This is a genomic window from Microbacterium sp. YJN-G (assembly GCF_015040615.1).
Lineage (GTDB): Bacteria > Actinomycetota > Actinomycetes > Actinomycetales > Microbacteriaceae > Microbacterium.
The window spans coordinates 1,253,589-1,277,224 of the sequence record NZ_CP060402.1 but is presented as its reverse complement, the minus strand read 5'-3'; the positions used below and the strand labels follow the sequence as shown (position 1 = coordinate 1,277,224).

23 protein-coding genes are annotated in these 23,636 nt (G+C 69.8%); 3 read left to right on the top strand and 20 right to left on the bottom strand.

The genetic code is table 11. The features are described from left to right. Positions 1-21: 21 nt before the first annotated feature. Complete coding sequence (locus tag H7694_RS05935) at positions 22-1,017, top strand: asparaginase (protein WP_193598606.1); 996 nt, start codon at positions 22-24, stop codon at positions 1,015-1,017. Between the two features lie 42 nt (positions 1,018-1,059). Here the strand turns inward: H7694_RS05935 and H7694_RS05930 are convergent, their stop codons facing one another. From H7694_RS05930 to prmC, 17 genes are all read right to left on the bottom strand, one after another. Further along, on the bottom strand, positions 1,060-3,750 hold the full coding sequence (locus tag H7694_RS05930; protein WP_193598605.1) for an FtsK/SpoIIIE domain-containing protein: 2,691 nt from the start codon (positions 3,748-3,750) through the stop codon (positions 1,060-1,062). A gap of 58 nt (positions 3,751-3,808) precedes the next feature. After that, the gene (locus tag H7694_RS05925; RefSeq protein ID WP_193598604.1) at positions 3,809-4,603 is read right to left on the bottom strand and encodes a PP2C family protein-serine/threonine phosphatase; all 795 of its coding nucleotides are present in this window, start codon (positions 4,601-4,603) and stop codon (positions 3,809-3,811) included. Positions 4,604-4,675: 72 nt separating this feature from the next. Then, positions 4,676-5,659: an aldo/keto reductase gene (locus H7694_RS05920; RefSeq protein ID WP_193598603.1), complete on the bottom strand. Its 984-nt coding sequence runs from the start codon at positions 5,657-5,659 to the stop codon at positions 4,676-4,678. 88 nt (positions 5,660-5,747) lie between these two features. Further along, positions 5,748-6,365, bottom strand: a complete 618-nt coding sequence (locus H7694_RS05915) for a DUF4870 domain-containing protein (RefSeq protein ID WP_193598602.1) — start codon at positions 6,363-6,365, stop codon at positions 5,748-5,750. 103 nt (positions 6,366-6,468) lie between these two features. Further along, positions 6,469-7,209, bottom strand: a complete 741-nt coding sequence (locus tag H7694_RS05910; protein WP_193598601.1) for a YaaA family protein — start codon at positions 7,207-7,209, stop codon at positions 6,469-6,471. A 73-nt stretch (positions 7,210-7,282) separates the two neighbouring features. After that, the gene (locus H7694_RS05905) at positions 7,283-7,543 is read right to left on the bottom strand and encodes a F0F1 ATP synthase subunit epsilon (protein WP_193598600.1); all 261 of its coding nucleotides are present in this window, start codon (positions 7,541-7,543) and stop codon (positions 7,283-7,285) included. A 2-nt stretch (positions 7,544-7,545) separates the two neighbouring features. Further along, entirely contained in the window at positions 7,546-9,000 is a 1,455-nt protein-coding gene (gene atpD / locus H7694_RS05900) for a F0F1 ATP synthase subunit beta (protein ID WP_193598599.1), read from the bottom strand. A gap of 26 nt (positions 9,001-9,026) precedes the next feature. Beyond that, positions 9,027-9,923 (bottom strand): F0F1 ATP synthase subunit gamma, encoded by an 897-nt coding sequence (locus H7694_RS05895; protein ID WP_193598598.1) that lies wholly within the window; start codon positions 9,921-9,923, stop codon positions 9,027-9,029. An 18-nt stretch (positions 9,924-9,941) separates the two neighbouring features. Beyond that, positions 9,942-11,582: a F0F1 ATP synthase subunit alpha gene (atpA, locus tag H7694_RS05890; protein WP_193598597.1), complete on the bottom strand. Its 1,641-nt coding sequence runs from the start codon at positions 11,580-11,582 to the stop codon at positions 9,942-9,944. A gap of 51 nt (positions 11,583-11,633) precedes the next feature. After that, complete coding sequence (locus H7694_RS05885) at positions 11,634-12,422, bottom strand: F0F1 ATP synthase subunit delta (RefSeq protein ID WP_193598596.1); 789 nt, start codon at positions 12,420-12,422, stop codon at positions 11,634-11,636. Beyond that, positions 12,422-12,964 (bottom strand): F0F1 ATP synthase subunit B, encoded by a 543-nt coding sequence (locus H7694_RS05880; protein WP_193598595.1) that lies wholly within the window; start codon positions 12,962-12,964, stop codon positions 12,422-12,424. Before H7694_RS05880 ends, H7694_RS05885 begins: the two co-directional genes overlap by 1 nt. Before the next feature lie 27 nt (positions 12,965-12,991). Continuing rightward, positions 12,992-13,228 carry an ATP synthase F0 subunit C gene (atpE, locus tag H7694_RS05875; protein ID WP_025103147.1) on the bottom strand — a complete coding sequence of 79 codons (237 nt, stop codon included), beginning with the start codon at positions 13,226-13,228 and terminating at the stop codon, positions 12,992-12,994. Positions 13,229-13,271: 43 nt separating this feature from the next. Then, on the bottom strand, positions 13,272-14,012 hold the full coding sequence (gene atpB, locus H7694_RS05870; protein ID WP_227468312.1) for a F0F1 ATP synthase subunit A: 741 nt from the start codon (positions 14,010-14,012) through the stop codon (positions 13,272-13,274). A 182-nt stretch (positions 14,013-14,194) separates the two neighbouring features. Beyond that, positions 14,195-14,704, bottom strand: a complete 510-nt coding sequence (locus H7694_RS05865; RefSeq protein WP_193598593.1) for a hypothetical protein — start codon at positions 14,702-14,704, stop codon at positions 14,195-14,197. Further along, positions 14,704-15,897 (bottom strand): MraY family glycosyltransferase, encoded by a 1,194-nt coding sequence (locus H7694_RS05860; protein ID WP_193598592.1) that lies wholly within the window; start codon positions 15,895-15,897, stop codon positions 14,704-14,706. Before H7694_RS05860 ends, H7694_RS05865 begins: the two co-directional genes overlap by 1 nt. After that, a complete protein-coding gene (locus H7694_RS05855; protein WP_193598591.1) occupies positions 15,894-16,637 on the bottom strand; it encodes an L-threonylcarbamoyladenylate synthase in 744 nt (247 codons plus the stop codon). Before H7694_RS05855 ends, H7694_RS05860 begins: the two co-directional genes overlap by 4 nt. Positions 16,638-16,736: 99 nt before the next feature. After that, entirely contained in the window at positions 16,737-17,594 is an 858-nt protein-coding gene (prmC, locus tag H7694_RS05850) for a peptide chain release factor N(5)-glutamine methyltransferase (protein WP_193598590.1), read from the bottom strand. A gap of 102 nt (positions 17,595-17,696) precedes the next feature. Between prmC and cysK the strand changes: the two genes are divergently transcribed. Both cysK and epsC read left to right on the top strand, forming a co-directional pair. Continuing rightward, on the top strand, positions 17,697-18,644 hold the full coding sequence (gene cysK, locus H7694_RS05845) for a cysteine synthase A (protein ID WP_193598589.1): 948 nt from the start codon (positions 17,697-17,699) through the stop codon (positions 18,642-18,644). 38 nt (positions 18,645-18,682) lie between these two features. Beyond that, positions 18,683-19,252: a serine O-acetyltransferase EpsC gene (gene epsC / locus H7694_RS05840; RefSeq protein WP_193598588.1), complete on the top strand. Its 570-nt coding sequence runs from the start codon at positions 18,683-18,685 to the stop codon at positions 19,250-19,252. Between the two features lie 46 nt (positions 19,253-19,298). On the opposite strand, the gene prfA is transcribed toward epsC, so the two are convergent. The 3 genes from prfA to thrB all read right to left on the bottom strand — a co-directional run bounded on the left by prfA (position 19,299) and on the right by thrB (position 23,617). After that, positions 19,299-20,378, bottom strand: coding sequence for a peptide chain release factor 1 (gene prfA, locus H7694_RS05835; RefSeq protein WP_193598587.1), 1,080 nt, complete (start codon positions 20,376-20,378; stop codon positions 19,299-19,301). Positions 20,379-20,400: 22 nt separating this feature from the next. After that, positions 20,401-22,491 carry a transcription termination factor Rho gene (rho, locus tag H7694_RS05830; protein ID WP_193598586.1) on the bottom strand — a complete coding sequence of 697 codons (2,091 nt, stop codon included), beginning with the start codon at positions 22,489-22,491 and terminating at the stop codon, positions 20,401-20,403. 163 nt (positions 22,492-22,654) lie between these two features. Beyond that, complete coding sequence (gene thrB, locus H7694_RS05825) at positions 22,655-23,617, bottom strand: homoserine kinase (RefSeq protein ID WP_193599097.1); 963 nt, start codon at positions 23,615-23,617, stop codon at positions 22,655-22,657. Between the last annotated feature and the right edge of the window lie 19 nt (positions 23,618-23,636).

Genomic DNA, 23,636 nt, shown 5'->3' with positions numbered 1-23,636 from the left:
GGGGCGCAGTAGGCTTGTCGGGTGCTGGAGACCCTGACTGTCCGTGATGCTGTCGAACTCGCCGTCGTGGAGCGCAGCGGCTTCGTGGAGTCCCGCCATGCGGGTGCCGCGGTCGTGCTCTCACCGGAGGGCGAGGTGGTCGCCCGGCATGGGAATCCGGATGCCCTGATCCTGCCCCGCTCGAGCCTGAAGCCGCTGCAGGCGGTTGCGGCCGTGACCGCCGGTGCCGCCCTGGATGGCGAGCAGCTGGCGCTGGGCACGGCGAGCCACACCGGCACCGACCGCCATGTGGAGGTCGTCCGCGAGGTGCTGGCGGCCGGTGGACTCACCGAGGACGATCTGGGCTGCCCGCCGGCCTGGCCCTCGGATGCCGCGACGCGCCGCGAGATGATCGCCGACCATGCCGACCAGGCGCGCGTGCGGATGAACTGCTCGGGAAAGCACGCCCTGATGCTGCGCGCCTGCGTTGCGACCGGATGGCCGACGGACGGGTACCTCGACCCGGCGCACCCGCTGCAGCAGCACATCCGCGACGTCATCGAGCGGCTCACCGGTGAGAAGATCGCACACACCTCGGTCGACGGCTGCGGTGCACCCGTGCACGCCATGACCCTGACCGGTCTCGCGCGCGGCATCCACCGCATCGGCTCCGCCTCGGAGCGCTCGCCCTTCGCCCTGCACCGGGTGGCGGGCACGCTGGTGCGCGCCGTGCGCGAGAACCCGTGGACCATCGCCGGCCCCCGAGAGCCCGACACCATCGCGATCGAGACGCTCGGAGTCTTCGCGAAGGGCGGAGCCGAGGGCGTGATGGTGATGGTCGCCCCGAACGGCGCCACCGCGGCGCTGAAGATGCTCGACGGCAGCGGACGCGCCGCGACCGTGGTGGCGGCGACGCTGCTGGCCCGCGCAGGTGCCCTCACCGACGCCGAGGTCGCGACGCTGACTGCGGCGCTTCCGCTCGACGTGCTCGGCGGCGGCGAGCCGGTCGGCAGCATCCGCCCCAGCGCCTCGCTCTGAGCCGGGCGGCCGTTCTGAGCCGGCTCGTCGTTCTGGGCGGACTCAACCCAGCAGCACGCGGCGGGGCGGCCGGCCGGGCAGCACACTCCAGGCGCGGTCGGCGTGCAGTCGGGCGTAGGGCGGAAGTTCGCGGACGCCGGCGAGCTGGCGGAGCTCGCTCGCGCATTCCGCGGCGATGACCAGCTCCCCGGAGGTCCGCACGGCCTGAAGCCTGCCCCACTGGCTGCGCCAGTCCTCGGGATCGCCGACGATGATCAGGCGATCGCTCGCCGTGGTGGCATCCGCCTGCGCTTCGGACAGGCTCAGGACGCGATACGCCGGGTGCGCGGCGGAGAGTACGGTGCGCACTACCCCGGCGGCGGTGGTGACGACCCCGGTGACCGGCCCCGCCGGCGTCCAGCGCTCCGGATCAGCGGGCTCGGTGCGCTGCTGTGCATCGGCGGCGGTGTCCGCGATGCACAGCTGCACCTCGTCGCCGTCCAGCCAGGCCCGGCCGGACGGCCGTGTCCTGTCGAAGGCGCCGGCCTCGCCTCCGGCGGCGATGTGCTCCACCTTGCTGGTCAGCCTCAGCAGAGCGCGCCTGCTCAGCCCGTCGATGAGCCGGCCGAGCGGACCGGAAGTGCGCGAGAGGGTGATGACGGTACTCGCCGGAGCGCGGACGATGCTCTCCCACCTGCTCAGGAACAGCTGCGCGTAGTCCGGCGGGTACACGCCCACGAGCACGTCCAGATCGTCGCACAGCACCGGACCGTGCCGCCCCGATGCCAGTTCGGCCACGGCATCCCAGGCCTCCTCCGGATCGTCGGGGACGATCACCGCATCTTCCAGCTGTGCGGCGAGCGTCGCGATCGCCGTGCTCTTGCCGGATCCTGGGCCGCCGATGATCGCCAGCCCATCCCCTGGCTCCAGCGCGACCCAGGGCTGCCGCTGAGCATGCGGCTCGTCCGCGCGCCCGAGCAGAGCCCGCCCGTCGTCCCACATGGCCGGGAGCGGCAGCACAGTCGGCAGTGGCGGGAGCCAAGGGCTCGGCTGCGCGCCGTGTCCCTGCCAGCGCGCGGCGATGGCGGACAGGTCCGCCTCGGCGGTCAGGGCGATCCGGACCGGTTGCGCATCGGCGTCGCGCGGTCGTCGCACGAACGCGAGCCCGCGGGACTCGGCGCCGCCGGGAAGCTCGGCTGCGGCGTCCGAGCCGATCACGAACCGGCTGTCCGCTGCCTCGGCCACGCGGAGGCTGATCCGCAGCGGGCAGTTGGCGGCCAGCGCGTCGCGGATGATGCCGCTGGCCCGCTGCGTGCCCAGGATCAGATGCATGCCGAGGGCACGCCCGCGTGCGGCGACGTCGGTGAACACGGCACCGAGATCGGGATGCTCCTGCAGCAGTGCGGCGAACTCGTCGACGACGATGACCAGCCTGGCCGGCTGCGGGCATTCCCCGATGTCCCGCGCCCCTGCGGCGGCCAGCGCCGCCTCGCGTCTGCGCAGCTCGGCGGTGAGGCTGCCGACACCGCGTCGTGCTCCCTCGGCATCCAGGTCGGTCACCACGGCCACGACGTGAGGCAGCCGGCGCAGCGGCTCGAACGCCGTGCCGCCCTTGAAGTCGATGAGCACGAACGCGACCTCCTCAGGCGGGTGGACCGCGGCGACCCCCGCGATCCAGCTGGTCAGCAGCTCGCTCTTCCCCGTGCCCGTCATCCCGGTGACGATCGCGTGCGGTCCATCATCGACCAGGTCCACGGCGAGATCACCCCGTTCGCCGCGGCCGAACACCGCCGCGAGTCCGGCGCGATCGGCCGCGCCCAGCTCGTCGAGGCCGATCCGATCCGGGATCACCGCCTCGTCGCCCACCCGTGCGGCGATCCCTGCCGCGATGACACGAGCCTGCTGCACGGACAGCGCCTCCGCCGCGACACCCCTGCTGCCGTCCGGCGTGCGCACGCGGGCGTTCCCCGGCACCGTGCAGTCCACGACCGTCGTGACGCCCTCGGGCGGCTCCTCCCCCGGCATCCGGATGCAGATGACCGCATCGGCGTTCTCGTCGCCGTCACCGAGCCGCAGCCGGAACGTCGCACGCCGGCGACCCGCGTGCGGGAAGGCGTCCAGACCCCATCTCGTCACCCCATCGCCCCGCAGCCCGAGCTGCGCCGGACCGAACCGCAGGCACAGCTGCACGATGATGGCGCGCGCGACGGCCCCCGCCACCGGGGCCGCAGCGCGGATGCACACACCGCCGCCCAACGCGACCGTCACCGGCGCATCCTCGAGCCGCCTCGCGCGGCCCCGAAACTCGCGCGAGCGCTCGTCCTCCCCGCCCGTGGCCTGTACGCGACTGGCACGCTCGCCGCGGCCGACCACGAGCGCGGTCTCGCCGTGCGGCGGTTCCGGACCGCGCAACGGCGCCTCCCGCAGGCACTCGAGGACGTCCGGGTCGTGCCGCCACGCGGCGGCGTGCTCCTGGGCATGAAGGCGCTCGAGCTCGGTCTCAGCGCGCTGCCACGCGGCATCGGCCTCGGCATCCGCCCTGCGTCGTTCGCGCCCGCGCGCCCGACGGCCGTCGAAGTACGAGGCGAGGAGCATCAGCGGTCCGAGCGCGGCGAAGCAGAGCGCGAGCAGCGATCCGGTGACCAGCCACAGCACGATCCCTGCCGCGACGGGCACGACAGCCGCGAGAAGCGGCAGCGGCGGGCGACGCGCATCGGCAGGCGGCGAGGGCAGCACGATCGTGGTGGCATCCATGCGCTCCATTCGAGCGCATCCGGGTGCCCGGATCGGCCCTGTCCACAGGCCGAACGCGTCAATCCTCGGAATCGGCTCCTGTGGAGGGAGAACCGGTCAGCAGCACGCGCAGCACGATCAGCGTGACGTTGTCGCGGCCGCCGTTCTCGAGCGCGGCGTCGAGCATGGCGTCGACGGCGTCACCGGGATCGTCGTTCTCGCGCAGGAAGTGCAGGATGCCGTAGTCGGTGAGCTCCTTGGTCAGCCCGTCCGAGCAGATCACCAGCCGGTCCTCGTCGCGCAGATCGACCGTGATGTAGTCCGGCGGCACGAGCTCGCTCGCGCCGACCGCCCGCGTGATGACGTTGCTGTAGGGATGCCCGTCGGCCTCCTCCGGGCTGATCTTGCCCGACGCGATGAGCTCCTGCACCACCGAGTGGTCGGTGGTCACCTGCACGAGGCGGTCGTCGCGCTTGAGGTATACCCGCGAGTCACCGATGTTGAGGGCCGCCCACTGCCAGGCGCCGTCATCCGCGTGCTGCAGGAAAACCCCGGTCAGCGTCGTGCCGGTGCCCTCGTCGGTCGTCTCCGGGTGGCTGTGGATGTCGTCGACGGCCAGGTGCAGCGCGGCCTCGATGGACGCCTCGGAGACGTCCCCTGCGTCGACGACCTCCTGCAGGCGCGTGATCGTGCTCTGGCTGGCGATCTCCCCGCCCGCGTGCCCTCCCATGCCGTCGGCGACGACGAACAGCGGGTAGACGGCGAGGTAGGCGTCCTGGTTGTTCTCGCGGCGGCGACCGCGGTCGGTCGTGCCGGCCCACGCGAGCTGCAGGTCGTCGCTGACGCGATACGTCTGCGTTGTCGTCTCAGGCACGGTCGATCTCCGTCGAATGCGCGGACGTCGAGGCGTCCTGGGGATACAGGTTCATCGTAAGGGAGCCGGTGCTCACATCCGCGTAGCGGGGTCGTCGGGCAGCGGGAACAGCCTGTCGATCTCGTCGAGGTCTGCGGCGGTGGGCGTCCAGGCATCGGCGGCCGCGGCGTTGGCCTCGATCTGCTCGGGCGTCGTGGCACCGGCGATCACGCTCGAGACGGCGGTCCGTGCGAGCATCCACCCGAAGGTGGCCTGCAGCATCGTGATGCCCCGTTCGTCGCAGAACGCCTGGTACGCCTCGAGCGCATCCCACGGAGCATCCGCCCAGATGTGCCGGCGCGTGTCCATGATGCGGCTGCCGGCGGGACCGCCCTCGCGGGTGAACTTGCCGGTGAGCAGTCCGTTCTTCAGCGGGAAGAACGGGAAGAATCCGAGGTCGTAGCGCTCGGCGGCGGGCAGCACCTCACGCTCGGCGGCGCGTGCCAGCAGGGAGTAATGGTTCTGCGCCGAGATGAATCGACCCGTCGAGCGCGCACGCGCGGTGAATTCGGCCTCGGCGATCTGCCAGCCGTCGAGGTTGGAGTGCCCGTAGTAGCGGATCTTTCCCTCGGCGACCAGCTCGTCGAGGGCGTCGATGGTCTCGGCGATGGGGGTCAGAGGGTCGGGCAGGTGCAGCTGGTACAGGTCGATCCAGTCGGTGCGCAGCCGCCGCAGGGAATGCTCGACGGCATGCCGCACGTAGCGCCGGGAACCGCGCCCGCCGGGGAAGTCGTAGCCCATGTCGCGCTCGTGGCCGAACTTCGTGGCAAGGACCACGCGGTCACGGCGCCCCTCGAGCACCTCGCCCATCAGCTCCTCGCTGCGGCCGGCCTCAGCGCCGTACATGTCGGCGGTGTCGAAGAAGAAGACGCCGTTCGCCAGAGCCGCGTCGATCACCGCCCTCGTGCCCTGCAGCGTCTCGGTCACCGTGCCGGCCCGGCCGAAGTTGTTGCACCCGAGGCCGGTCGCGGACACGACGAGACCGGAGGCGCCGACGCGACGCTGCGGAGTTCCCATGCATCCACCGTATCGAATGCCGGAACGCATGAAGGACCCCGACCGAAGTCGGGGCCCTCCATGCGTTGCGCGGATGCTGTGCGTCAGATCACTTCACCCAGTCGGGGGCGAGGTAGAACTTGCCCTCCTGGCCCGCGGCCAGCTGCGGCGGCACGTTCACGGCGTGCATGATGCCGATGATCAGCTGGGCGATCGGCAGCACCAGGTACAGCAGCGAGGCGAGGCCGAAGGTGATCACGCTGAGCACGCCGACGGCGGCGTACGCGATGGTGACGATCAGCTGATAGTTCAGGTTCTTCGCGTTCGCGCGGTGGTACTGGGGCGCGACCTTGTCCTTCTCGATCAGGTAGAAGATCAGCGCAGGGATCCAGCTGAAGAAGACCGAGAGCCAGAGGTTCAGGGTGATGTTGCTCTGCACGGGCGCGCCGTAGCCATAGGGGGCACCCGCGGGTGCGCCATAACCGGGCTGCGCAGCGCCGTATCCCTGCTGCGGGGCGCCGTAGCCGGGCTGCGGGGGCGTGCCGGGAGCGCCGTAGGCAGGAGCGCCGCTCGGGCCGCCGGCGGGCGGCGGCGGAACCGGGGAGCCTGCCTGGGGCTGTCCGGTGGGCGCTGCGGGCGGCGCGGGAGGAGCGGGGGGACGAGTCTGAGCGGCCTCGTTCGGCTCTCCGCTGTTCGGCTCGGGGGCGCCGGGTGCGTCGTTCGACATGTGATGTCCTTCCTTGGGAGCCCCGGCCTTGCCGGAGCATGCTCCACTCTGGCATAGCCATGCCCGCGCGGCCAGCACATTTTGGCTGTTCGCCGCTGGTTGTTCACCCCTCGACGACGAGTTCGAGCTCGTTCTGCTCGGCGGCGTGTCGCAGCACCACACCGTGCTCGTCCGCCCAGCGCAGCAGCGAGGGCACACCGCTGATCCGGGGCCGGGTCTGCGCCAGCAGACGCACGAGCTCGCCCTTCGACTTCTTGTTGAAGTGGTTCAGTGCGCGACCGGTTCCGGTCACCACCCGCACGTAGGCCGAGGCGCCCGACTGCGCCACCGGCCCCAGAGCCACGTACGCCTCGCTGCGCAGATCGAGCAGGAATCCCTCGTCCTCCAGGGTGCCGGCCGTCGCCTCCGCCCAGAGCCGGCGCAGCGACGCGAGACCGGGAAGGGAGGTGCCCGCCGCCAGACGGTAGGCGGGGATGCCGTCCAGCGCACCGACCGGGCCGAGGGGCGCCGAGTGGATGAGCACATGCCCGCCCAGCCAGCGCCGTGCGGCGCCGTCCAGGTCAGCCGCCCCCAGGGCGTCGTAGAGCACCCCGGTGTAGCGGTCGACCGCCGGCATGGTGGGTGCGGTGCGCAGCATCCGGTTGTTCTCGATGTCGCCGAGCTGACGCTCGCTGAGCTTGAGAACCCGGCGCGCGGCATCCGGATCCGCTGCCAGGGCGACGAGCGCATCGACGACCTGCTCGCGCTGGGGCTGCAGGGCGGGCAGCGCGAGTTCATCGAGCCGCAACGGCGCACCGGTGCCGCCCGGCCGCTTGGTCTCGGAGGGTGGAAGGAGGATCTTCATGTGCTCCACGCAGACGGCGACGCGCCCGGCGGGTCCCTCTCGGGACCCCACCGGGCGCGTCAGCGGTTGGGTGTCAGGCGACCAGGGCGGCGTTGCCGGCCACGATGGTCAGGACGTCGTCCTCCATGGAGAGGAACCCGTCCTGCGCGTTGGCCAGCACCTTGGTGCCGTCGGCCTGGGTGATGCGGACCTGGCCTTCGGCGAGGATGGCCAGCACCGGCTCGTGACCGGACATGAAGCCGATCTCGCCCTCGACGGTCTTGGCGACGACGAGCGACGCCTCTCCCGTCCAGACCTCCGCGTCGGCGGAGACGAGGCTGACATGCAGCGCCATGGTCAGCCGTTCTCCTTCTGGATCCTCGCCCAGGCCTCTTCCACGTCGGAGATGCCACCGACGTTGAAGAACGCCTGCTCGGCGACGTGGTCGAAGTCACCACGGCAGATCGCGTCGAACGACTCGATGGTGTCCTTGAGCGGCACGGTCGAGCCCTCGACGTTGGTGAACTTCTTCGCCATGTAGGTGTTCTGCGAGAGGAACTGCTGGATGCGGCGCGCACGGGCGACGACGATCTTGTCCTCTTCGGAGAGCTCGTCGACACCGAGGATCGCGATGATCTCCTGCAGCTCCTTGTTCTTCTGCAGGATCTGCTTGACCGTCGTGGCGACGCGGTAATGGTCCTCGCCCAGGTAGCGCGGGTCCATGATGCGCGACGTCGAGGTCAGCGGGTCGATGGCCGGGTACAGACCCTTCGATGCGATCTCACGCGAGAGCTCGGTGGTGGCGTCGAGGTGCGCGAAGGTGGTCGCCGGAGCCGGGTCGGTGTAATCGTCGGCCGGCACGTAGATCGCCTGCAGCGAGGTGATCGAGTGACCACGGGTCGAGGTGATGCGCTCCTGCAGGAGGCCCATCTCGTCGGCCAGGTTCGGCTGGTAACCCACGGCGGAGGGCATGCGGCCCAGCAGCGTCGACACCTCGGAACCGGCCTGCGTGAAGCGGAAGATGTTGTCGATGAAGAGCAGCACGTCCTGCTTCTGCACGTCGCGGAAGTACTCCGCCATGGTCAGAGCCGACAGCGCGACGCGCAGACGCGTCCCCGGCGGCTCGTCCATCTGGCCGAAGACGAGGGCGGTCTTGTCGAAGACGCCCGCCTCCTCCATCTCGTGGATCAGGTCGTTGCCCTCACGGGTGCGCTCACCGACACCGGCGAACACCGACACACCACCGTGGTCCTGCGCGACGCGCTGGATCATCTCCTGGATGAGGACCGTCTTGCCGACGCCGGCGCCGCCGAACAGACCGATCTTTCCACCCAGCACGTACGGGGTGAGGAGGTCGATCGACTTGATGCCGGTCTCGAACATCGTGGTCTTCGACTCGAGCTGGTCGAAGTTGGGCGCCTTGCGGTGGATCGGCCAGCGCTCGGTGACCTCGATCTGCTCGCCGGGCTCGGCGTTGAGGACCTCGCCGATCACGTTGAAGACCTTGCCCTTGGTGACGTCACCGACGGGAACCGAGATGGCCTCGCCCGTGTCGCGGACCTCCTGGCCGCGGACGATGCCGTCCGTCGGCTTGAGGGCGATGGCGCGCACCAGGTCGTCACCCAGGTGCTGGGCGACCTCGAGCGTGATCTCGGTGGAGTCCTCGCCGATGGTGATGGTGGTCTTGAGCGCGTTGTAGATGTCGGGGATCGAGTCGTGCGGGAACTCGATGTCGACAACCGGACCGTTGACGCGCGCGACGCGCCCGACGACCGCGGTCGCGGGCTGGTCAGCCGTAGCGGTGGGGGTCATTTCTTCGTCTCTTTCCTGAGGGTCTGTCAGCTCGATGCGAGGGCGTCGGCGCCACCGACGATCTCGGCGATCTGCTGGGTGATCTCGGCCTGACGCGCGTTGTTGCGCAGGCGGGTGTAGTCGGTGATCAGCTTGTCGGCGTTGTCGCTCGCCGACTTCATCGCCTTCTGCGTAGCCGCCTGCTTCGCAGCGGACGACTGCAGCAGCGCGTTGAACACGCGGCTCTGGATGTACACCGGCAGGATCGCGTCCAGCACGGTCTCGGCGTCGGGCTCGAACTCGTACAGCGGGTAGACGGTCCTGCCCGCCGCGCTCTCGTCGGCCTCGTCGATCTCGAGCGGGAGCAGCCGCAGTGCGGTCGGCTCCTGCGTCATCATGCTGACGAAACGGTTGAACACGAGCACGATCTCGTCGACGCCGCCTTCTTCGCCACCGCGCAGGAAGGCCTCGCGCAGCGTGTGCGCGATCTCCTCGGCGGTGTGGAACGACGGCGTGTCGGTGTCGCCGGTCCACTCCGAGGCCGCGGTGATGCCGCGGAACTGGAAGTAGCCGACGGCCTTGCGGCCGACGAGGTAGTACACCGGCTCACGGCCCAGATCGCGCAGCCGCTCGCCCTGCTCCAGGCCCTCGCGGATCACCTGGGAGTTGAACGCGCCGGCCAGACCACGGTCACTCGAGAAGATCACGACCGCCGTGCGGCGGATCGTGTCGGGCTCTCGGGTGAGCGGGTGGTCGACGCTCGAGTGCGTCGCGACGGCGGATACGGCCCTGGTCACGGCACGCGCGAAGGGGGTGGACGCCGTGACGCGTGCCATCGCCTTCTGGATGCGCGAAGCCGCGATGAGCTCCATCGCCTTCGTGATCTTCTTGGTCGTCTGAGCAGAAGAGATCTTCTGCTTGTAGACCCGGAGTTGTGCGCCCATGGATGCGTACCCCGCGCGTTACGCGCGACGACCCTTGACGATCTTCTCCTGGCTGACCTCGGTGGCGTCGGCAGCCGAGACCTGCTCGTTGCCCGGGGCGCTGATGGACTGCCCCTTGCCGCCCTGGAACTCCAGGATGAACGCGTCCGTCTGCTTGTCGAGCTCGGCGACGGTGTCGTCGTCGAGGACGTTGGTCTCGCGCAGCGTGTCCAGGATGCCGGTGTTGCGACGCAGGTAGTCGAGCAGCTCGCGCTCGAAGCGCAGCACGTCCGCGACCTCGATCGAGTCGAGCTTGCCGTTGGTGCCTGCCCAGATCGAGACGACCTGCTCCTCCACCGGGTACGGCGAGTACTGCGGCTGCTTGAGCAGCTCGGTCAGGCGCGCACCGCGTGCCAGCTGGCGACGCGAAGCGGCGTCGAGGTCGGATGCGAACATCGCGAACGCCTCGAGCGAACGGTACTGCGCGAGCTCGAGCTTCAGCGTTCCGGAGACCTTCTTGATCGACTTGACCTGAGCGTCACCACCGACTCGCGAGACCGAGATTCCCACGTCGACCGCGGGACGCTGGTTGGCGTTGAAGAGGTCGGACTGCAGGAAGATCTGGCCGTCGGTGATCGAGATCACGTTGGTCGGGATGTACGCCGACACATCGTTCGCCTTGGTCTCGATGATCGGCAGACCGGTCATCGAGCCGGCGCCCAGCTCGTCGGAGAGCTTCGCACAGCGCTCGAGCAGACGCGAGTGCAGGTAGAACACGTCGCCCGGGTAGGCCTCACGCCCCGGCGGGCGACGCAGCAGCAACGACACGGCACGGTAGGCCTCGGCCTGCTTCGACAGGTCGTCGAAGATGATCAGGACGTGCTTGCCGTCGTACATCCAGTGCTGGCCGATGGCCGAACCGGTGTAGGGCGCCAGATACTTGAAGCCGGCCGGGTCGGATGCGGGAGCCGCCACGATCGTGGTGTACTCCAGCGCGCCCGCCTCCTCCAGCGCGCCCTTCACGGACGCGATGGTGGAGCCCTTCTGACCGATGGCGACGTAGATGCAGCGGACCTGCTTGTTGGCGTCGCCCGACTCCCAGTTGGCCTTCTGGTTGATGATCGTGTCGATCGCCAGGGCGGTCTTGCCGGTCTGGCGGTCGCCGATGATGAGCTGACGCTGGCCGCGGCCGACGGGGATCATGGCGTCGATGGCCTTGACGCCGGTCTGCAGCGGCTCGTGAACCGACTTGCGCTGCATGACGCCGGGTGCCTGCAGCTCGAGCTCGCGCACGCCGTCCGTGGCGATGGCGCCCAGGCCGTCGATCGGGTTGCCGAGCGGGTCGACGACGCGACCCAGGTAGCCGTCGCCCACGGGGACCGAGAGGACCTCGCCCGTGCGGGTGACTTCCTGGCCCGCCTCGATGCCGGTGAAGTCGCCGAGGACGACGACGCCGATCTCGTGCTCGTCGAGGTTCAGCGCGAGGCCCTTGGTGCCGTCGGCGAAGGTGACGAGCTCGTTGGCCATGACGCCGGGCAGCCCCTCGACGTGCGCGATGCCGTCGGCCGCGTCGATGACGGTGCCGACCTCGGTCGCCGCGGCGCCGGTGGGCTCATAGGCGGCTGCGAAGTTCTTCAGCGCGTCACGGATGACGTCGGGGCTGATCGATAGTTCTGCCATTGTCTTCCCTTTGTGTGTCTGGGTGTGCGCGGTTCCCCGCGTCAGTCTGTGTCAGCTCGCGAGCTTCTGGCGAAGGTCTGCGAGGCGGGCGGAGATGCTGCCGTCGATGACGTCATCGGCGATCTGCACGCGCAGGCCTCCGACGATGGAGGGGTCGACCACCTGGTTGATGGAGATCTCTCCCCCGTAACGGCGTGCCAGAGCGTCACGAAGACGGGTCTGCTGCGCAGCCGCGATGGGCGCGGCCGTGTAGACGGTCGCGACCGTACGGCCGGCCTGCGCGGAGACGATGCCGATGGCGCGACTGAGGAGCTGCCGGACGCGGCGCTCACGCGGCTGGCGCACCAGCGAGGCGGCGATCAGCACGGTGGCGGGGACCGCCGACGCGCCGAGCACGTTCTCGACCAGAGCGGCCTTGGCCGATGAGTCGCCGAGGCGGGTGCCCAGGGCGAGCTCGAGCTCGGGGTTCGCGGCGACGACGCGCGAGAAGCCGAAGAGCTCCCCCGCCACGTCGTCGTTCGCCGAGGCGATGGCCGCGGTGCGGATCGCGAGCTCTTCGACACCGTCGACGAGATCGGATGCGCTCGACCAGCGCTCGCCCGCGACGGCGGTCAGCACCGAGCGCACCGGCGCGGAGGCGCCGGCGAACACGCTCGAGACCAGCGCGGTGCGTGCCTGAGCCGGTGCCGCGGGATCTGCGAGCGCGCCGCTCAGCTGGGCCGACTCCCCGAGTGCGCGGGCGGCTGCGAACAGCTCGGCCGCGCTGTCGAGGGTCAGGCCCGACGCTGCGGCAAGCGCGTCCGTCGATGCCGCGAGTGCCTGAGTGGTCGCGCTTCCCATTACTTGGCTGCCTTCTCGAGGTCGGCGAGGAAACGGTCCACGACGGCCGTCGCACGAGCGTCATCGGTGAGGGACTCCCCCACCACGCCGCCGGCGAGGTCGATCGCGAGCGTGCCGACCTCACTGCGCAGCGAGACGAACGCCGCCTGGCGCTCGGCCTCGATCTGCGTGTGAGCTGCGGCGGTGATGCGCGCGGCCTCGGCGGAGGCGGACTCCTTGGCCTCGGCGACGATCTTCTTGCCGTCCTCACGGGCGGCGTCGCGGATCGTGCCCGCCTCGGTGCGCGCCTCTGCGAGCTGGCGGGTGTACTCGTCGAGAGCGGCCTCGGCCTGCTTCTGCGCCTCATCCGCCTTGGCGATGTTGCCCTCGATGGCGGCGGAGCGCTCATCGAGCATCGCGGTCAGGCGCGGAAGGGCGACCTTCCAGACCACGATGAGGATGATGAGGAACCACAGCGCCGACCAGACGATGTCGTACCACGCAGGGAGGAGCGGGTTCTGCGGCTCCTCCACTGCGAAGTTCGTGACAAGAGCGTTCAGCATCCTGTCTCCTTCAGAAGTCGCTGCGGATTACGGGAAGGGGATGAATCCGACGGCGATGCCGACGAACGCCAGCGCCTCGGTGAAGGCGATACCGATCCACATGAGGACCTGCAGGCGACCGGCGAGCTCGGGCTGACGGGCGACACCCTCGATCGTCTTTCCGACGACGATGCCCACGCCGATGGCGGGACCGATGGCGGCGAGGCCGTAGCCGACCGCTGCGAGGTGGCCGTTGATTTCAGCGAGAACCGTAGTTGCGTCCACGGGTTTTTCCTTTCGATTCTGGTCAGCTTGTGGGCTGACCCGTTCAGTGCTCTTCTGCGACCGCGAGCTGGATGTAGATCGCGGTGAGGACGGTGAAGACGTAGGACTGCAGGACGACGACCAGGATCTCGAAGATCGTGAACGCGCCGCCGAAGGCGAGCGTGCCGACGCCGAGCGCCGCCCAGCCGCCGCCTGCGGTGAACATGAAGAAGGCTGTGGCCGAGAAGCAGAGCACGAGGATCATGTGCCCGACGACCAGGTTCATCATCAGTCGCAGCGTGAGCGTCACGGGGCGGATGATGAACGTCGAGATGAACTCGAGCGGGGTGACGATGATGTACACCGGCCACGGCACGCCGGAGGGGAAGAGGGAGTTCTTCCAGAACCCGAGCGGGCTCTTCTTCATGCCGGCGTAGATGAAGGTCACGTAGCTGATCACCGCGAGGGTGAGCGGCACGGCGATGATCGCGGTGCCGGGCATGTTCAGGAACGGGATGATGCCCGTGATGTTCATGAACAGGATCATGAAGAAGATCGTCACCAGCAGCGGGGCGAACCGCTCGCCGTCCTTGCGGCCGAGCAGATCGTGCGCGATGCCGTTGCGCACGAAGCCGATGCCGAGCTCGACCAGGCTCTGGAACCGGCCGGGCACGACCTGCATGCGGCGCGTGCCGAGCCACATGATCAGCACGACGGCGATGACCGACAGCAGCTGGATCAGGTGGATGCGGTGCATCGGGACGCCGAAGACCTCGAACAGGATCGGCGGGAAGAAGTCTTCCATCGAAGGACCGTGGAACTCACCGTCACCGGCAATCGGACGAAGGATCATTGTCGCAACGGGATTCAACAGCGCGGGCTCCAGCTTCGGGGTCACCGGTCAGGACCGGGGCGACGAGGGACGGTGTGCATCACGGCGCAAGCGCTCGCAAAACGAGCGGCGGGCACGCGTAAACACTATCAGATTCATCCCGGCTGCTTTGGTGTACCAAATGCGTCGCCGGTCGACTGCTCCGCGTCATCCTCGGGATTCGAGGTCGGCAGGGAGATGTCGCTGACGTTGGGGAGGCGCATGCGGGTGAGCACGATCACGTCGACGATCAGCGACATCGCGATGCCCGCGACCAGGGAGAGGAAGAACACCAGCGGCTCGATCCACGGCTGCCCGCGGAGCACGATCATCAGCACCACGAAGACGCCGATCTTCAGCAGCCAGCCGCCCAGCACGATCGCGAAGAACAGCTGCACGTAGAGGGGGTCGCCGAACCAGCGGTTGGCGAACAGGATGCTGCCGCCGGTGATCCCGAGGAACAGGAAGGCCAGCAGGACACCGGTCAGCCCGCTCCACAGTCCGTTCGTCCCGGCCGTGGCCAGGCCGATGACCGCGGCGATCACGGCGAGCACGGCGGCGGCGACGGCGGACCAGATCAGGGTGCGGCGCAGGATCGGCGTGCTGGATACGGGGCTCGGGGTCATCAGGGCTCCAGGTGTGTCGTGGCGGGCTGGGGTTCGGTCGGGTGCGAGTCGTCGAGATCGGCGTGCCTCCGGCGACCGTGCGAGGGCAGCAGGGTGACCACGAGGCAGGCGGCGATGCCCACGACGCCGAAGACGATCCCGACCAGGTACCCGCCCGGCCAGTCCTGGCGCGTGGCGATGTACATCAGCAGCACGGCGAGCGAGATGATCGCCGTCCAGGAGTAGAAGACGAGCACGGCGTCGCGGTCGCGATGGCCCAGGTCGAGCATCCGATGGTGCAGGTGCTTGCGATCCGGGGCGAACGGCGACTTGCCCGCCCGCATGCGGCGGAAGACCGCGAGGCCGAAGTCGAGCAGCGGCAGCATGACGATCACCAGCGGCAGCACGATCGGGATGAACGCACCCAGCAGCTGCGAGCGTCCGAAGCGCTCGGGGTCGAAGGCGTTGACGTCGCCCTGCGTGGTGACGGCGATCGCCGACGTCGCCATAAGCAGTCCGAGCACGAGCGCACCCGAGTCGCCCATGAACAGCTTCGCCGGGCTCCAGTTGAACGGGAGGAATCCGACGCAGGCCCCGATGAGCACAGCGGCGAGGAAGGTGGCCAGGTTGAAGTAGCTGGTCGCGCCGGAGTCACGCGTGAGGACGTAGGAGTAGACGAAGAAGATGCCGTTCGCGATCAGGCAGACACCGGCGACCAGACCGTCGAGCCCGTCGATGAAGTTCACGGCGTTCATGACGACGACGATCGCGACCATCGTGATCGAGATGCTCACCCACGGTGAGACGAGGATCATGTCGCCCACCGGCAGTGAGAGCACCTGCAGTCCGCCACCCGCGGTGATGACGCCGGCCGCGAGGAACTGCGCGGCGAGCTTGATCATCCAGTCGAGATCCCACAGGTCGTCGATGACTCCGACGATCGCGATGAGCAGGGCCGCGGCGAGGATCGACCAGAGCGCCTGCGGCGGGGACCACATCCGCTCGAAGAACGGGTTGGCCGCAGAGATGAGGATGGCGCAGGCGATGCCGAGGAACATCGCCACTCCCCCGAGCCGCGGCGTCGGGGTCTTGTGCACGTCGCGCTCACGGATGCCCGGGTAGAGCTTGAACCGCAGGCTCAGCCGCCAGACCGCCCACGTCAGCGCGAAGGTGATCGACGCCGTGAGGATGATCGTGAACAGATACTGCTTCACTCTGCGTCGACCGGTTTCCCGCCCGAGTCGACCGCGACGTCCTCAGGGGTGACGTCGCCGGGCTGCTCGGCCGGCTCCAGAAGGTCGCCGAGCACCTCCTCGAGCTGCTCGCGGCTCACCGCGCCCTCGCGCAGGATGCGCACCACGGCGTGCTCGTCGTCGGCGGTGCCGACCAGAGAGGTCGCGTCGACGATCGTCGAGGGGATGCCGTTCTCGCTGTACCCCTCCTCGAGGTACACCGCGACGCTGTCGCCGAGCATCTCCTGGGCGTCCGAGGCGATGACCGCCGCGTCGCGGCCGGTGAGGTTGGCGCTGGAGACGGCGAGCGGCCCGGTCTCGGCCAGCAGCTCGAGCGCCACCCGGCGGTCGGGCATGCGCACGGCCACCGTGCCCTTGGTCTCGCCCAGATCCCAGGTCAGCGAGGGCTGTGCGGGCAGGACGATGGTCAGGCCACCCGGCCAGAAGGCGTCAATGAGCTGCTGGACGGGGACGGGGATCTCCTCGACGAGCGCTGCGACCATGTCCTGACCGGCGACGAGCACCGGCGGCGGCATCTCACGGCCCCTGCCCTTGGCATCCAGCAGCCGCTGCACCGCGGCGGGCGAGAACGCGTCGGCGGCGACACCGTAGACGGTGTCGGTGGGCAGGACGACCAGCTCGCCCCTGGCGATGGCCTGGCGGGCGTGGCGCATGCCGGCGAGGAGCTGACCCTCGTCGCGGCAGTCGAAGACAGTAGACATGGCGTTCCCATTCTACGGTGGTCGCCTCTGAGCGCGTCACGACGATCGGCCCGCCCGGTCACGACGAGCGGCCGGAGTCCGTCGGACGACGAGCAGGTGTCAGCCGCGCAGCGCTGTCGTGGCGCGGTCGCGGCGGGTGAGGTCCTCGTGCGTGGCGACCGCACGCCACCCGTCCTCCTGCAGCAGCTCCCTGATCGGCGGACCCTGCTGCTCTCCGTGCTCGAGCACGAGCAGCCCGCCCGGGCGCAGCAGATCCTGGGCACGGCGGCTGATCACCCGGACGACGTCGAGCCCGTCCGGCCCGCCGTACAGCGCCTGCTCGGGGTCGTGCAGGCGCACCTCCGGGTCGCGCGGCACCGCGTCGTCAGGGACGTACGGGGGGTTGGAGATCACGACGTCCACGAGACCTCGCAACTCGTCGAAGGCCGTCGCCAGGTCACCGAGAACGAGAGCGAGGTTCGGCACGTCGGCGATGTTGCGGGCCGCCCAGGCGTGCGCCTGCGGCGACCGCTCGACGGCGTGGACCCTGGCGTGCGGCACCTCGGTCGCCATGGCCAGTGCGATCGCCCCGCTGCCCGTGCCGAGATCGATCGCGATCGGCGCCGGAGACGGATTCTCCATGAGCGCATCGATGGCGAACTGCACGACGGTCTCGGTCTCCGGCCGAGGCACGAAGACGCCGGGCCCGACGGCCAGCTCGAGGTGGCGGAACGCGGCGACGCCGGTGAGGTGCTGCAGCGGCTCGCGCGCGGCCCGGCGCGCGACGAGCGCGTCGAGTCGTCCGGCATCCGCATCCGGCAGCGCATCACCGCGGATGACCGCGGCCTGCAGCTCGCCGCGGCGCAGCCCCAGCACATGCCCGAGCAGCAGCTCGGCGTCCACGAGCGGGTCGGGCACACCCGCCTCGGCGAGCTGCTGTGCGATGGCGCGCAGACGCGCGGCGAGAGTCACGGGCATGACACCCAGCGTAAAGTGCGGGCACAGTCGGACATATTCGGCGGCTGCGAATGGCTCACACCGTAGGCTGAACTCGCTGATCCCGTAGACGAAAGGTCCGCCATGCCCGGCATCCACTCCGACATCACCACCGCGTTCGGCAACACCCCGCTGGTGCGGCTGAACCGCGTCACCGAAGGCGCGGGCGCGACGGTCCTCGCGAAGCTGGAGTTCTACAACCCGGCATCGAGCGTGAAGGATCGCATCGGCATCGCCATGGTCGACGCCGCCGAGGCGTCGGGCGAGCTCAAGCCCGGCGGCACCATCGTCGAGGCGACCAGCGGCAACACCGGCATCGCGCTGGCGATGGTGGGCGCAGCCCGCGGGTACCGCGTGATCCTCGCGATGCCTGCCTCCATGTCGAAGGAGCGTCGCGTGCTGCTGAAGGCGTTCGGCGCCGAGATCGTGCTCACCGACCCCACCAAGGGCATGACCGGCTCGATCGACGAGCTGCAGAAGATCATCGCCGAGACCCCCGGGGCCGTCTGGGTGCGTCAGTTCGAGAACGAGGCCAACCCGCGGATCCACCGTGAGACCACCGGGCAGGAGATCCTGCGCGACACCGACGGCGAGGTCGACATCCTGGTCGCCGGCATCGGCACCGGCGGCACCGTCACCGGCACCGGTCAGGCGCTGAAGGCCGCCAAGCCCGGCGTGCAGGTCATCGCCGTCGAGCCGAAGGACTCCCCCGTGCTCACCGAGGGTCACCCCGGGCCGCACAAGATCCAGGGCATCGGGCCGAACTTCGTCCCCGACGTGCTCGACCGCGACGTGCTCGATGAGGTCATCCCCGTCGAGTTCGACGACTCGATCCGCACGGCGCGCGAGCTCGCCACCAAGGAGGGCCTGCTCGTGGGCATGTCCGCCGGCGCCGCCGTGTGGGCTGCTCTGCAGGTCGCCGCGCGCCCCGAGAACAACGGCAAGACGATCGTCGTCGTGGTGCCCGACACCGGTGAGCGCTACATCTCCACCGCCCTGTTCGAGGACCTGCGCGACGAGCCCAAGGCCTGACGCGCGCTTCAGTCGCACGGTCTGACGAGGAGAGTGGCATGGGCGTCGTCGCCGGCCTCCGTGAGGACATCGCGGCCGCGCGCAGGCGGGATCCCGCAGCGCGCACCGCGTTCGAGGTGGCTGTGCTGTACCCGGGGCTGCACGCGATCTGGGCGCACCGGGTATGGCACGCGCTGTGGCGACGGCGCCTGCGCTTCCTCGCGCGGGCCGGCTCGCAGATCTCCCGCTGGCTGACCGGCATCGAGATCCACCCCGGCGCGCGCATCGGGCGACGGTTCTTCATCGACCACGGCATGGGCGTCGTAATCGGCGAGACGGCCGAGATCGGCGACGACGTCATGCTCTACCACGGCGTGACGCTGGGCGGACGCACCCGCGACTCCGGCAAGCGGCATCCGACCCTCGAGGACGGCGTCGCCGTCGGAGCCGGGGCGAAGATCCTCGGTCCGGTGACGATCGGCGCTCGCACGGTCATCGGCGCGAACGCCGTCGTCACGAAGGACTCGCCCGCCGACAGCGTGCTGGTCGGCGTGCCCGCCAAGCCACGCCCGCGCGGCAGCGAGGAGCACATGCGCGCGCTGCTCGCCGCACCCGAGTACTCGATCTGAGCCGAGTTTCCACTCCAACCTGACACCACCCGCAGTGCGGGTGGTGTCAGGACTCGTCGCCGAGTGCGGCCAGACGGGCCTCTTCGTCGGCCTGGATGGCCGACTCGATGATCGGGTCGAGCGCGCCGTCCATCACCTGGTCGAGGTTGTAGGCCTTGTATCCCGTGCGGTGATCGGCGATGCGGTTCTCGGGGAAGTTGTAGGTGCGGATGCGCTCGGAGCGGTCCATGCCGCGGATCTGCGAGCGACGGGCGTCGGATGCCGCGGCATCCAGCTCTTCCTGCTGCTTGGCCAGCAGCCGTGCGCGCAGCACGCGCATGGCCGCCTCGCGGTTCTGCAGCTGCGACTTCTCGTTCTGCATCGACACGACGATTCCGGTGGGCACGTGCGTGATGCGCACGGCCGAGTCCGTGGTGTTGACGGACTGTCCGCCGGGGCCCGATGACCGGTAGACGTCGATCTTCAGATCGTTCGGGTCGATCTGAATCTCCTCGGGCTCATCCACCTCGGGGAAGACCAGCACGCCGGTCGTCGAGGTGTGGATGCGGCCCTGCGACTCGGTCGCGGGAACCCGCTGCACGCGGTGCACGCCGCCCTCGTACTTCAGGTGCGCCCAGACGCCCTGCGAGGGGTCGCTCGTGGCGCCTTTGATCGCGACCTGCACGTCCTTGTAACCGCCCAGGTCGGACTCGTTGCGCTCGAGCAGCTCGGTCTTCCAGCCGCGGTGTGCCGCGTACTGCACGTACATCCGCAGCAGGTCGGCGGCGAACAGCGCCGATTCGGCGCCGCCCTCCCCCGCCTTGATCTCCATGATCACGTCGCGGGCATCGTCCGGATCCCGCGGGATGAGCAGACGGCGCAGCTTCTCCTGTGCGGTGCGCAGCCCTTCCTCGAGCGCGGGGACCTCGGCGGCGAACGCGTCATCCTCGCGCGCGAGCTCGCGGGCGGCATCCAGATCGTCGGATGCCGTGACCCACGCTTCGTGCGCGGCGACGATGCGGCTCAGCTCGGCGTAGCGACGGTTGACGCGCTTCGCCCGCGCGGCGTCCGCGTGCACCGCCGGGTCGGAGAGCTCCTCCTGCACCCGGCGATGCTCGTCGATCAGCGACTGGACGGACTCGAACACGCCGCTTTCCTTTCCGGGAAGGTCAGCGGATGTTGTTCTCGTGGCCGTGGCTCGAGCCCGACGACTGCGGCGCGGGGATCGACTTCTGCATCTGGAAGAGGAACTCGACGTTCGAGCTGGTCTCCTTCAGCTTGCCGAGCACGACCTCCAGCGCCTGCTGGGGGTCGAGGCCCGCGAGGGCGCGGCGCAGCTTCCAGGTGATCTTGACCTCGTCGGCCGAGAGCAGCATCTCCTCGCGGCGGGTGCTCGACGCGTTGACGTCGACGGCCGGGAAGATGCGCTTGTCGGCGAGCTGACGCGACAGGCGCAGCTCGCTGTTGCCGGTGCCCTTGAACTCCTCGAAGATGACCTCGTCCATCTTGGATCCGGTCTCGACGAGCGCGGTGGCGAGGATGGTCAGCGAGCCGCCGTTCTCGATGTTGCGCGCGGCGCCGAAGAAGCGCTTCGGCGGGTACAGCGCCGAGGCGTCCACGCCACCGGTGAGCACGCGGCCGGAAGCCGGTGCGGAGATGTTGTACGCACGGCCCAGACGGGTGATGGAGTCGAGCAGCACGACCACGTCGCGGCCGAGCTCCACCAGGCGCTTGGCGCGCTCGATGGCGAGCTCGGCGACCGTGGTGTGGTCTTCGGCGGGACGGTCGAAGGTCGAAGCGATGACCTCGCCCTTGACCGTGCGCTGCATGTCGGTGACCTCTTCGGGACGCTCGTCGACGAGAACGACCATGAGGTGCACCTCGGGGTTGTTCTGCGCGATGGCGTTGGCGATCTGCTGCAGCACGATGGTCTTGCCGGCCTTCGGGGGCGCGACGATGAGGCCGCGCTGGCCCTTGCCGATGGGTGCGACCAGGTCGATGATGCGCTGCGTCAGCTTCTCGGGGGCCGTCTCCAGGCGCAGGCGCTCCTGCGGGTACAGCGGAGTGAGCTTGCCGAACTCGACACGATTGGCGGCGTCGTCGGGCGAGAGCCCGTTGATCGAGTCGACCTTGACGAGGGCGTTGTACTTCTGGCGGCCCTGCTGCTCGCCCTCGCGCGGCTGCTTGATGGCGCCGACGACGGCGTCGCCCTTGCGCAGGTTGTACTTCTTCACCTGGGCGAGCGAGACGTAGACGTCGCTGGCACCGGCGAGGTACCCGGTGGTGCGCACGAACGCGTAGTTGTCGAGCACGTCGAGGATGCCGGCGACCGGGATGAGGACGTCGTCCTCGCCGATCTCGGTCTCGAACTCGTCGGCGGTGGTGTTGCCGCCGCCGCGACGCTTGTTGCGCTGCCGGCTGCGGCCCGAGGACTGCTCGTCATCGCCGTGCCCGCTGTCCTGCGCGCCCTGGCCGCTCTGGCCACCCTGGCCGCTCTGGCTGCCGTTGCCGCGTCCGCGGCTGCGGCTGCGGCTGCGGCTGCGGCCACGGCCGGATCCCTCGCCGTCCGAGGAGTCACCCTCGGAGGAGCCGCCCTGCTCGGCAGGGGCGGAGTTCTGCTCGGCGTTCGCCTGCTCGGCGGGCTTCTGCGCCGGCTCGGCGGCAGGCGTCTCGGCACCGGAGTCGGATGCGGCGGCATCGGCGGCCTTGGATCCGCGACGACCGCGCGCCGGGCGCTTGGCCGGCTCTGCGGCATCCGCGTTCTCGTCGCCCTTGGTGGTCTTGGCCTCGGTGGACGCGGTGCCGTCGGACTTCGCGTCGGCGGGCTTGCCTGCCGGTGCGGCATCCGCGGCGGGCGCCTCGGCGCCTGCGGCATCCTTGGCGGCGTCCTTGCTCGCGGCGCGCGAGGCGCGCTTGCGGGCGGGCTTGGCCGGTGCGGCCTCCTCACCGGACTCCGCCGGCGCGTCGGCTGCGGGGATGTCGAGGGTCTCGGCATCCGCCTTCTTGGCACGGCTGCGACGCGGGGCCTTCGGCTTCTCGGCGGCGGCTTCCGAGCCGGCGGCCGGTGCCTCAGCGGCCGGGGCAGCGGCGGCAGCAGCCGGGGCCTCGGATGCCGTGGCGGCGGTCTCGGCCGCCGCAGCGGCGGTGGACGCCGACGTGGCCCGGCGGGGCGCGCGCTTGCGTGCCGGAGCCGTGGTGGTCTCGGGTGCGACCGTCTCAGCGGTCGGCTGGTCGTTCTGGGTCTCGGAGAAGTTCTCCACGAGTACTCCCTCATATGTCGTGGGAAAAGAGCAATCCAGAGAGCGCAGCGGAAGCTGCGCGTATCACACGCGCCGACGCAGAGCGTCTGCCGGCCAGAACCTGGGTGGTGCTGGGGATCGCGTGCGGATCTCGCAGAAGTGCGATGGGGCCAGATTCACGCAGTTACGTGGAGCCCTCCGCTCGATCCCTAACTGTACCACCACGCACGTCGACGGCGAGCATGTGCGCGTCCCACGGAGTGTCCGTGACGGCATCCGCGATCTCGACGGCCGTCTGCCGCGCACCCGGGCCGTCGGCGAGCACCAGCACGCTGGGGCCGGCACCCGATACGACGGCGGCGAAGCCCTCGGCGCGCAGCGCCTGCACGAGACGCAGCGTCTCGGGCATCGCCGCACCGCGGTAGTCCTGGTGCAGGCGGTCGGCGGTGGCGTCGAGCAGCAGTTCGGGGCTCTGGGTGAGCGCGGCGACCAGCAGCGCCGAGCGCGACACGTTGAACACGGCGTCCTCGCGCGGCACGTGCGGCGGCTGCAGCGAGCGGGCCAGCGAGGTCGACATCGTGAACCCGGGCACGAAGACCAGGGGTGCGACGCCGCGGTTCACGAGCAGCTTCTTGTGCTGCGGGCCTCGTTCGCCCATCCACGCGATGGTCAGGCCGCCGAACAGCGCCGGCGCCACATTGTCGGGGTGCCCCTCGAGCTCGGTCGCCAGGCGCAGCAGCGCCTCGTCATCGAGGTCGACGTCACCGGCGAGCAGGCCCTTCGCGATGAGGATGCCTGCCGTCACCGCGGCGCCCGACGAGCCAAGTCCGCGGCCGTGCGGCACGCCGTTCTCGGCGTGGACGTGCAGCCCTGGCATCTTCCGCTCGACGTCGGCGTAGACATGCGCGATGGTGCGGACGACGAGGTTGCTCGCATCCCGCGGGATCTCATCGGCGCCGGAACCGGCCACCTCGATGTCGAGCCGGTCATCCGGGAAGGACGAGACGGTGAGCGTGTCGTAGATACTCAGCGCGAGGCCGAGAGTGTCGAAGCCGGGGCCGAGGTTCGCGCTGGTCGCGGGGACGGTGACGATGACGGTGCGCACGGCGCCGTCGATCGCGGGAGCGGCGGTGACGACCGGCTCCATGTCCGCCGGCACGACGGTG

Excerpts from the sequence above, each read along its gene's own strand:
- epsC (WP_193598588.1), top strand. The coding sequence starts at position 18,683 with ATGGGCGTCGTCGCCGGCCTCCGTGAGGACATCGCGGCCGCGCGCAGG.
- H7694_RS05930 (WP_193598605.1), bottom strand. The coding sequence starts at position 3,750 with ATGGATGCCACCACGATCGTGCTGCCCTCGCCGCCTGCCGATGCGCGT.
- H7694_RS05865 (WP_193598593.1), bottom strand. The coding sequence starts at position 14,704 with ATGACCCCGAGCCCCGTATCCAGCACGCCGATCCTGCGCCGCACCCTG.
- H7694_RS05915 (WP_193598602.1), bottom strand. The coding sequence starts at position 6,365 with ATGTCGAACGACGCACCCGGCGCCCCCGAGCCGAACAGCGGAGAGCCG.
- H7694_RS05905 (WP_193598600.1), bottom strand. The coding sequence starts at position 7,543 with ATGGCGCTGCATGTCAGCCTCGTCTCCGCCGACGCGGAGGTCTGGACG.
- cysK (WP_193598589.1), top strand. The coding sequence starts at position 17,697 with ATGCCCGGCATCCACTCCGACATCACCACCGCGTTCGGCAACACCCCG.
- H7694_RS05855 (WP_193598591.1), bottom strand. The coding sequence starts at position 16,637 with ATGTCTACTGTCTTCGACTGCCGCGACGAGGGTCAGCTCCTCGCCGGC.
- atpD (WP_193598599.1), bottom strand. The coding sequence starts at position 9,000 with ATGACCCCCACCGCTACGGCTGACCAGCCCGCGACCGCGGTCGTCGGG.
- atpA (WP_193598597.1), bottom strand. The coding sequence starts at position 11,582 with ATGGCAGAACTATCGATCAGCCCCGACGTCATCCGTGACGCGCTGAAG.
- H7694_RS05895 (WP_193598598.1), bottom strand. The coding sequence starts at position 9,923 with ATGGGCGCACAACTCCGGGTCTACAAGCAGAAGATCTCTTCTGCTCAG.
- prmC (WP_193598590.1), bottom strand. The coding sequence starts at position 17,594 with ATGCCCGTGACTCTCGCCGCGCGTCTGCGCGCCATCGCACAGCAGCTC.
- atpB (WP_227468312.1), bottom strand. The coding sequence starts at position 14,012 with ATGGAAGACTTCTTCCCGCCGATCCTGTTCGAGGTCTTCGGCGTCCCG.
- thrB (WP_193599097.1), bottom strand. The coding sequence starts at position 23,617 with ATGGAGCCGGTCGTCACCGCCGCTCCCGCGATCGACGGCGCCGTGCGC.
- H7694_RS05885 (WP_193598596.1), bottom strand. The coding sequence starts at position 12,422 with ATGGGAAGCGCGACCACTCAGGCACTCGCGGCATCGACGGACGCGCTT.
- H7694_RS05920 (WP_193598603.1), bottom strand. The coding sequence starts at position 5,659 with ATGGGAACTCCGCAGCGTCGCGTCGGCGCCTCCGGTCTCGTCGTGTCC.
- H7694_RS05910 (WP_193598601.1), bottom strand. The coding sequence starts at position 7,209 with ATGAAGATCCTCCTTCCACCCTCCGAGACCAAGCGGCCGGGCGGCACC.
- H7694_RS05880 (WP_193598595.1), bottom strand. The coding sequence starts at position 12,964 with ATGCTGAACGCTCTTGTCACGAACTTCGCAGTGGAGGAGCCGCAGAAC.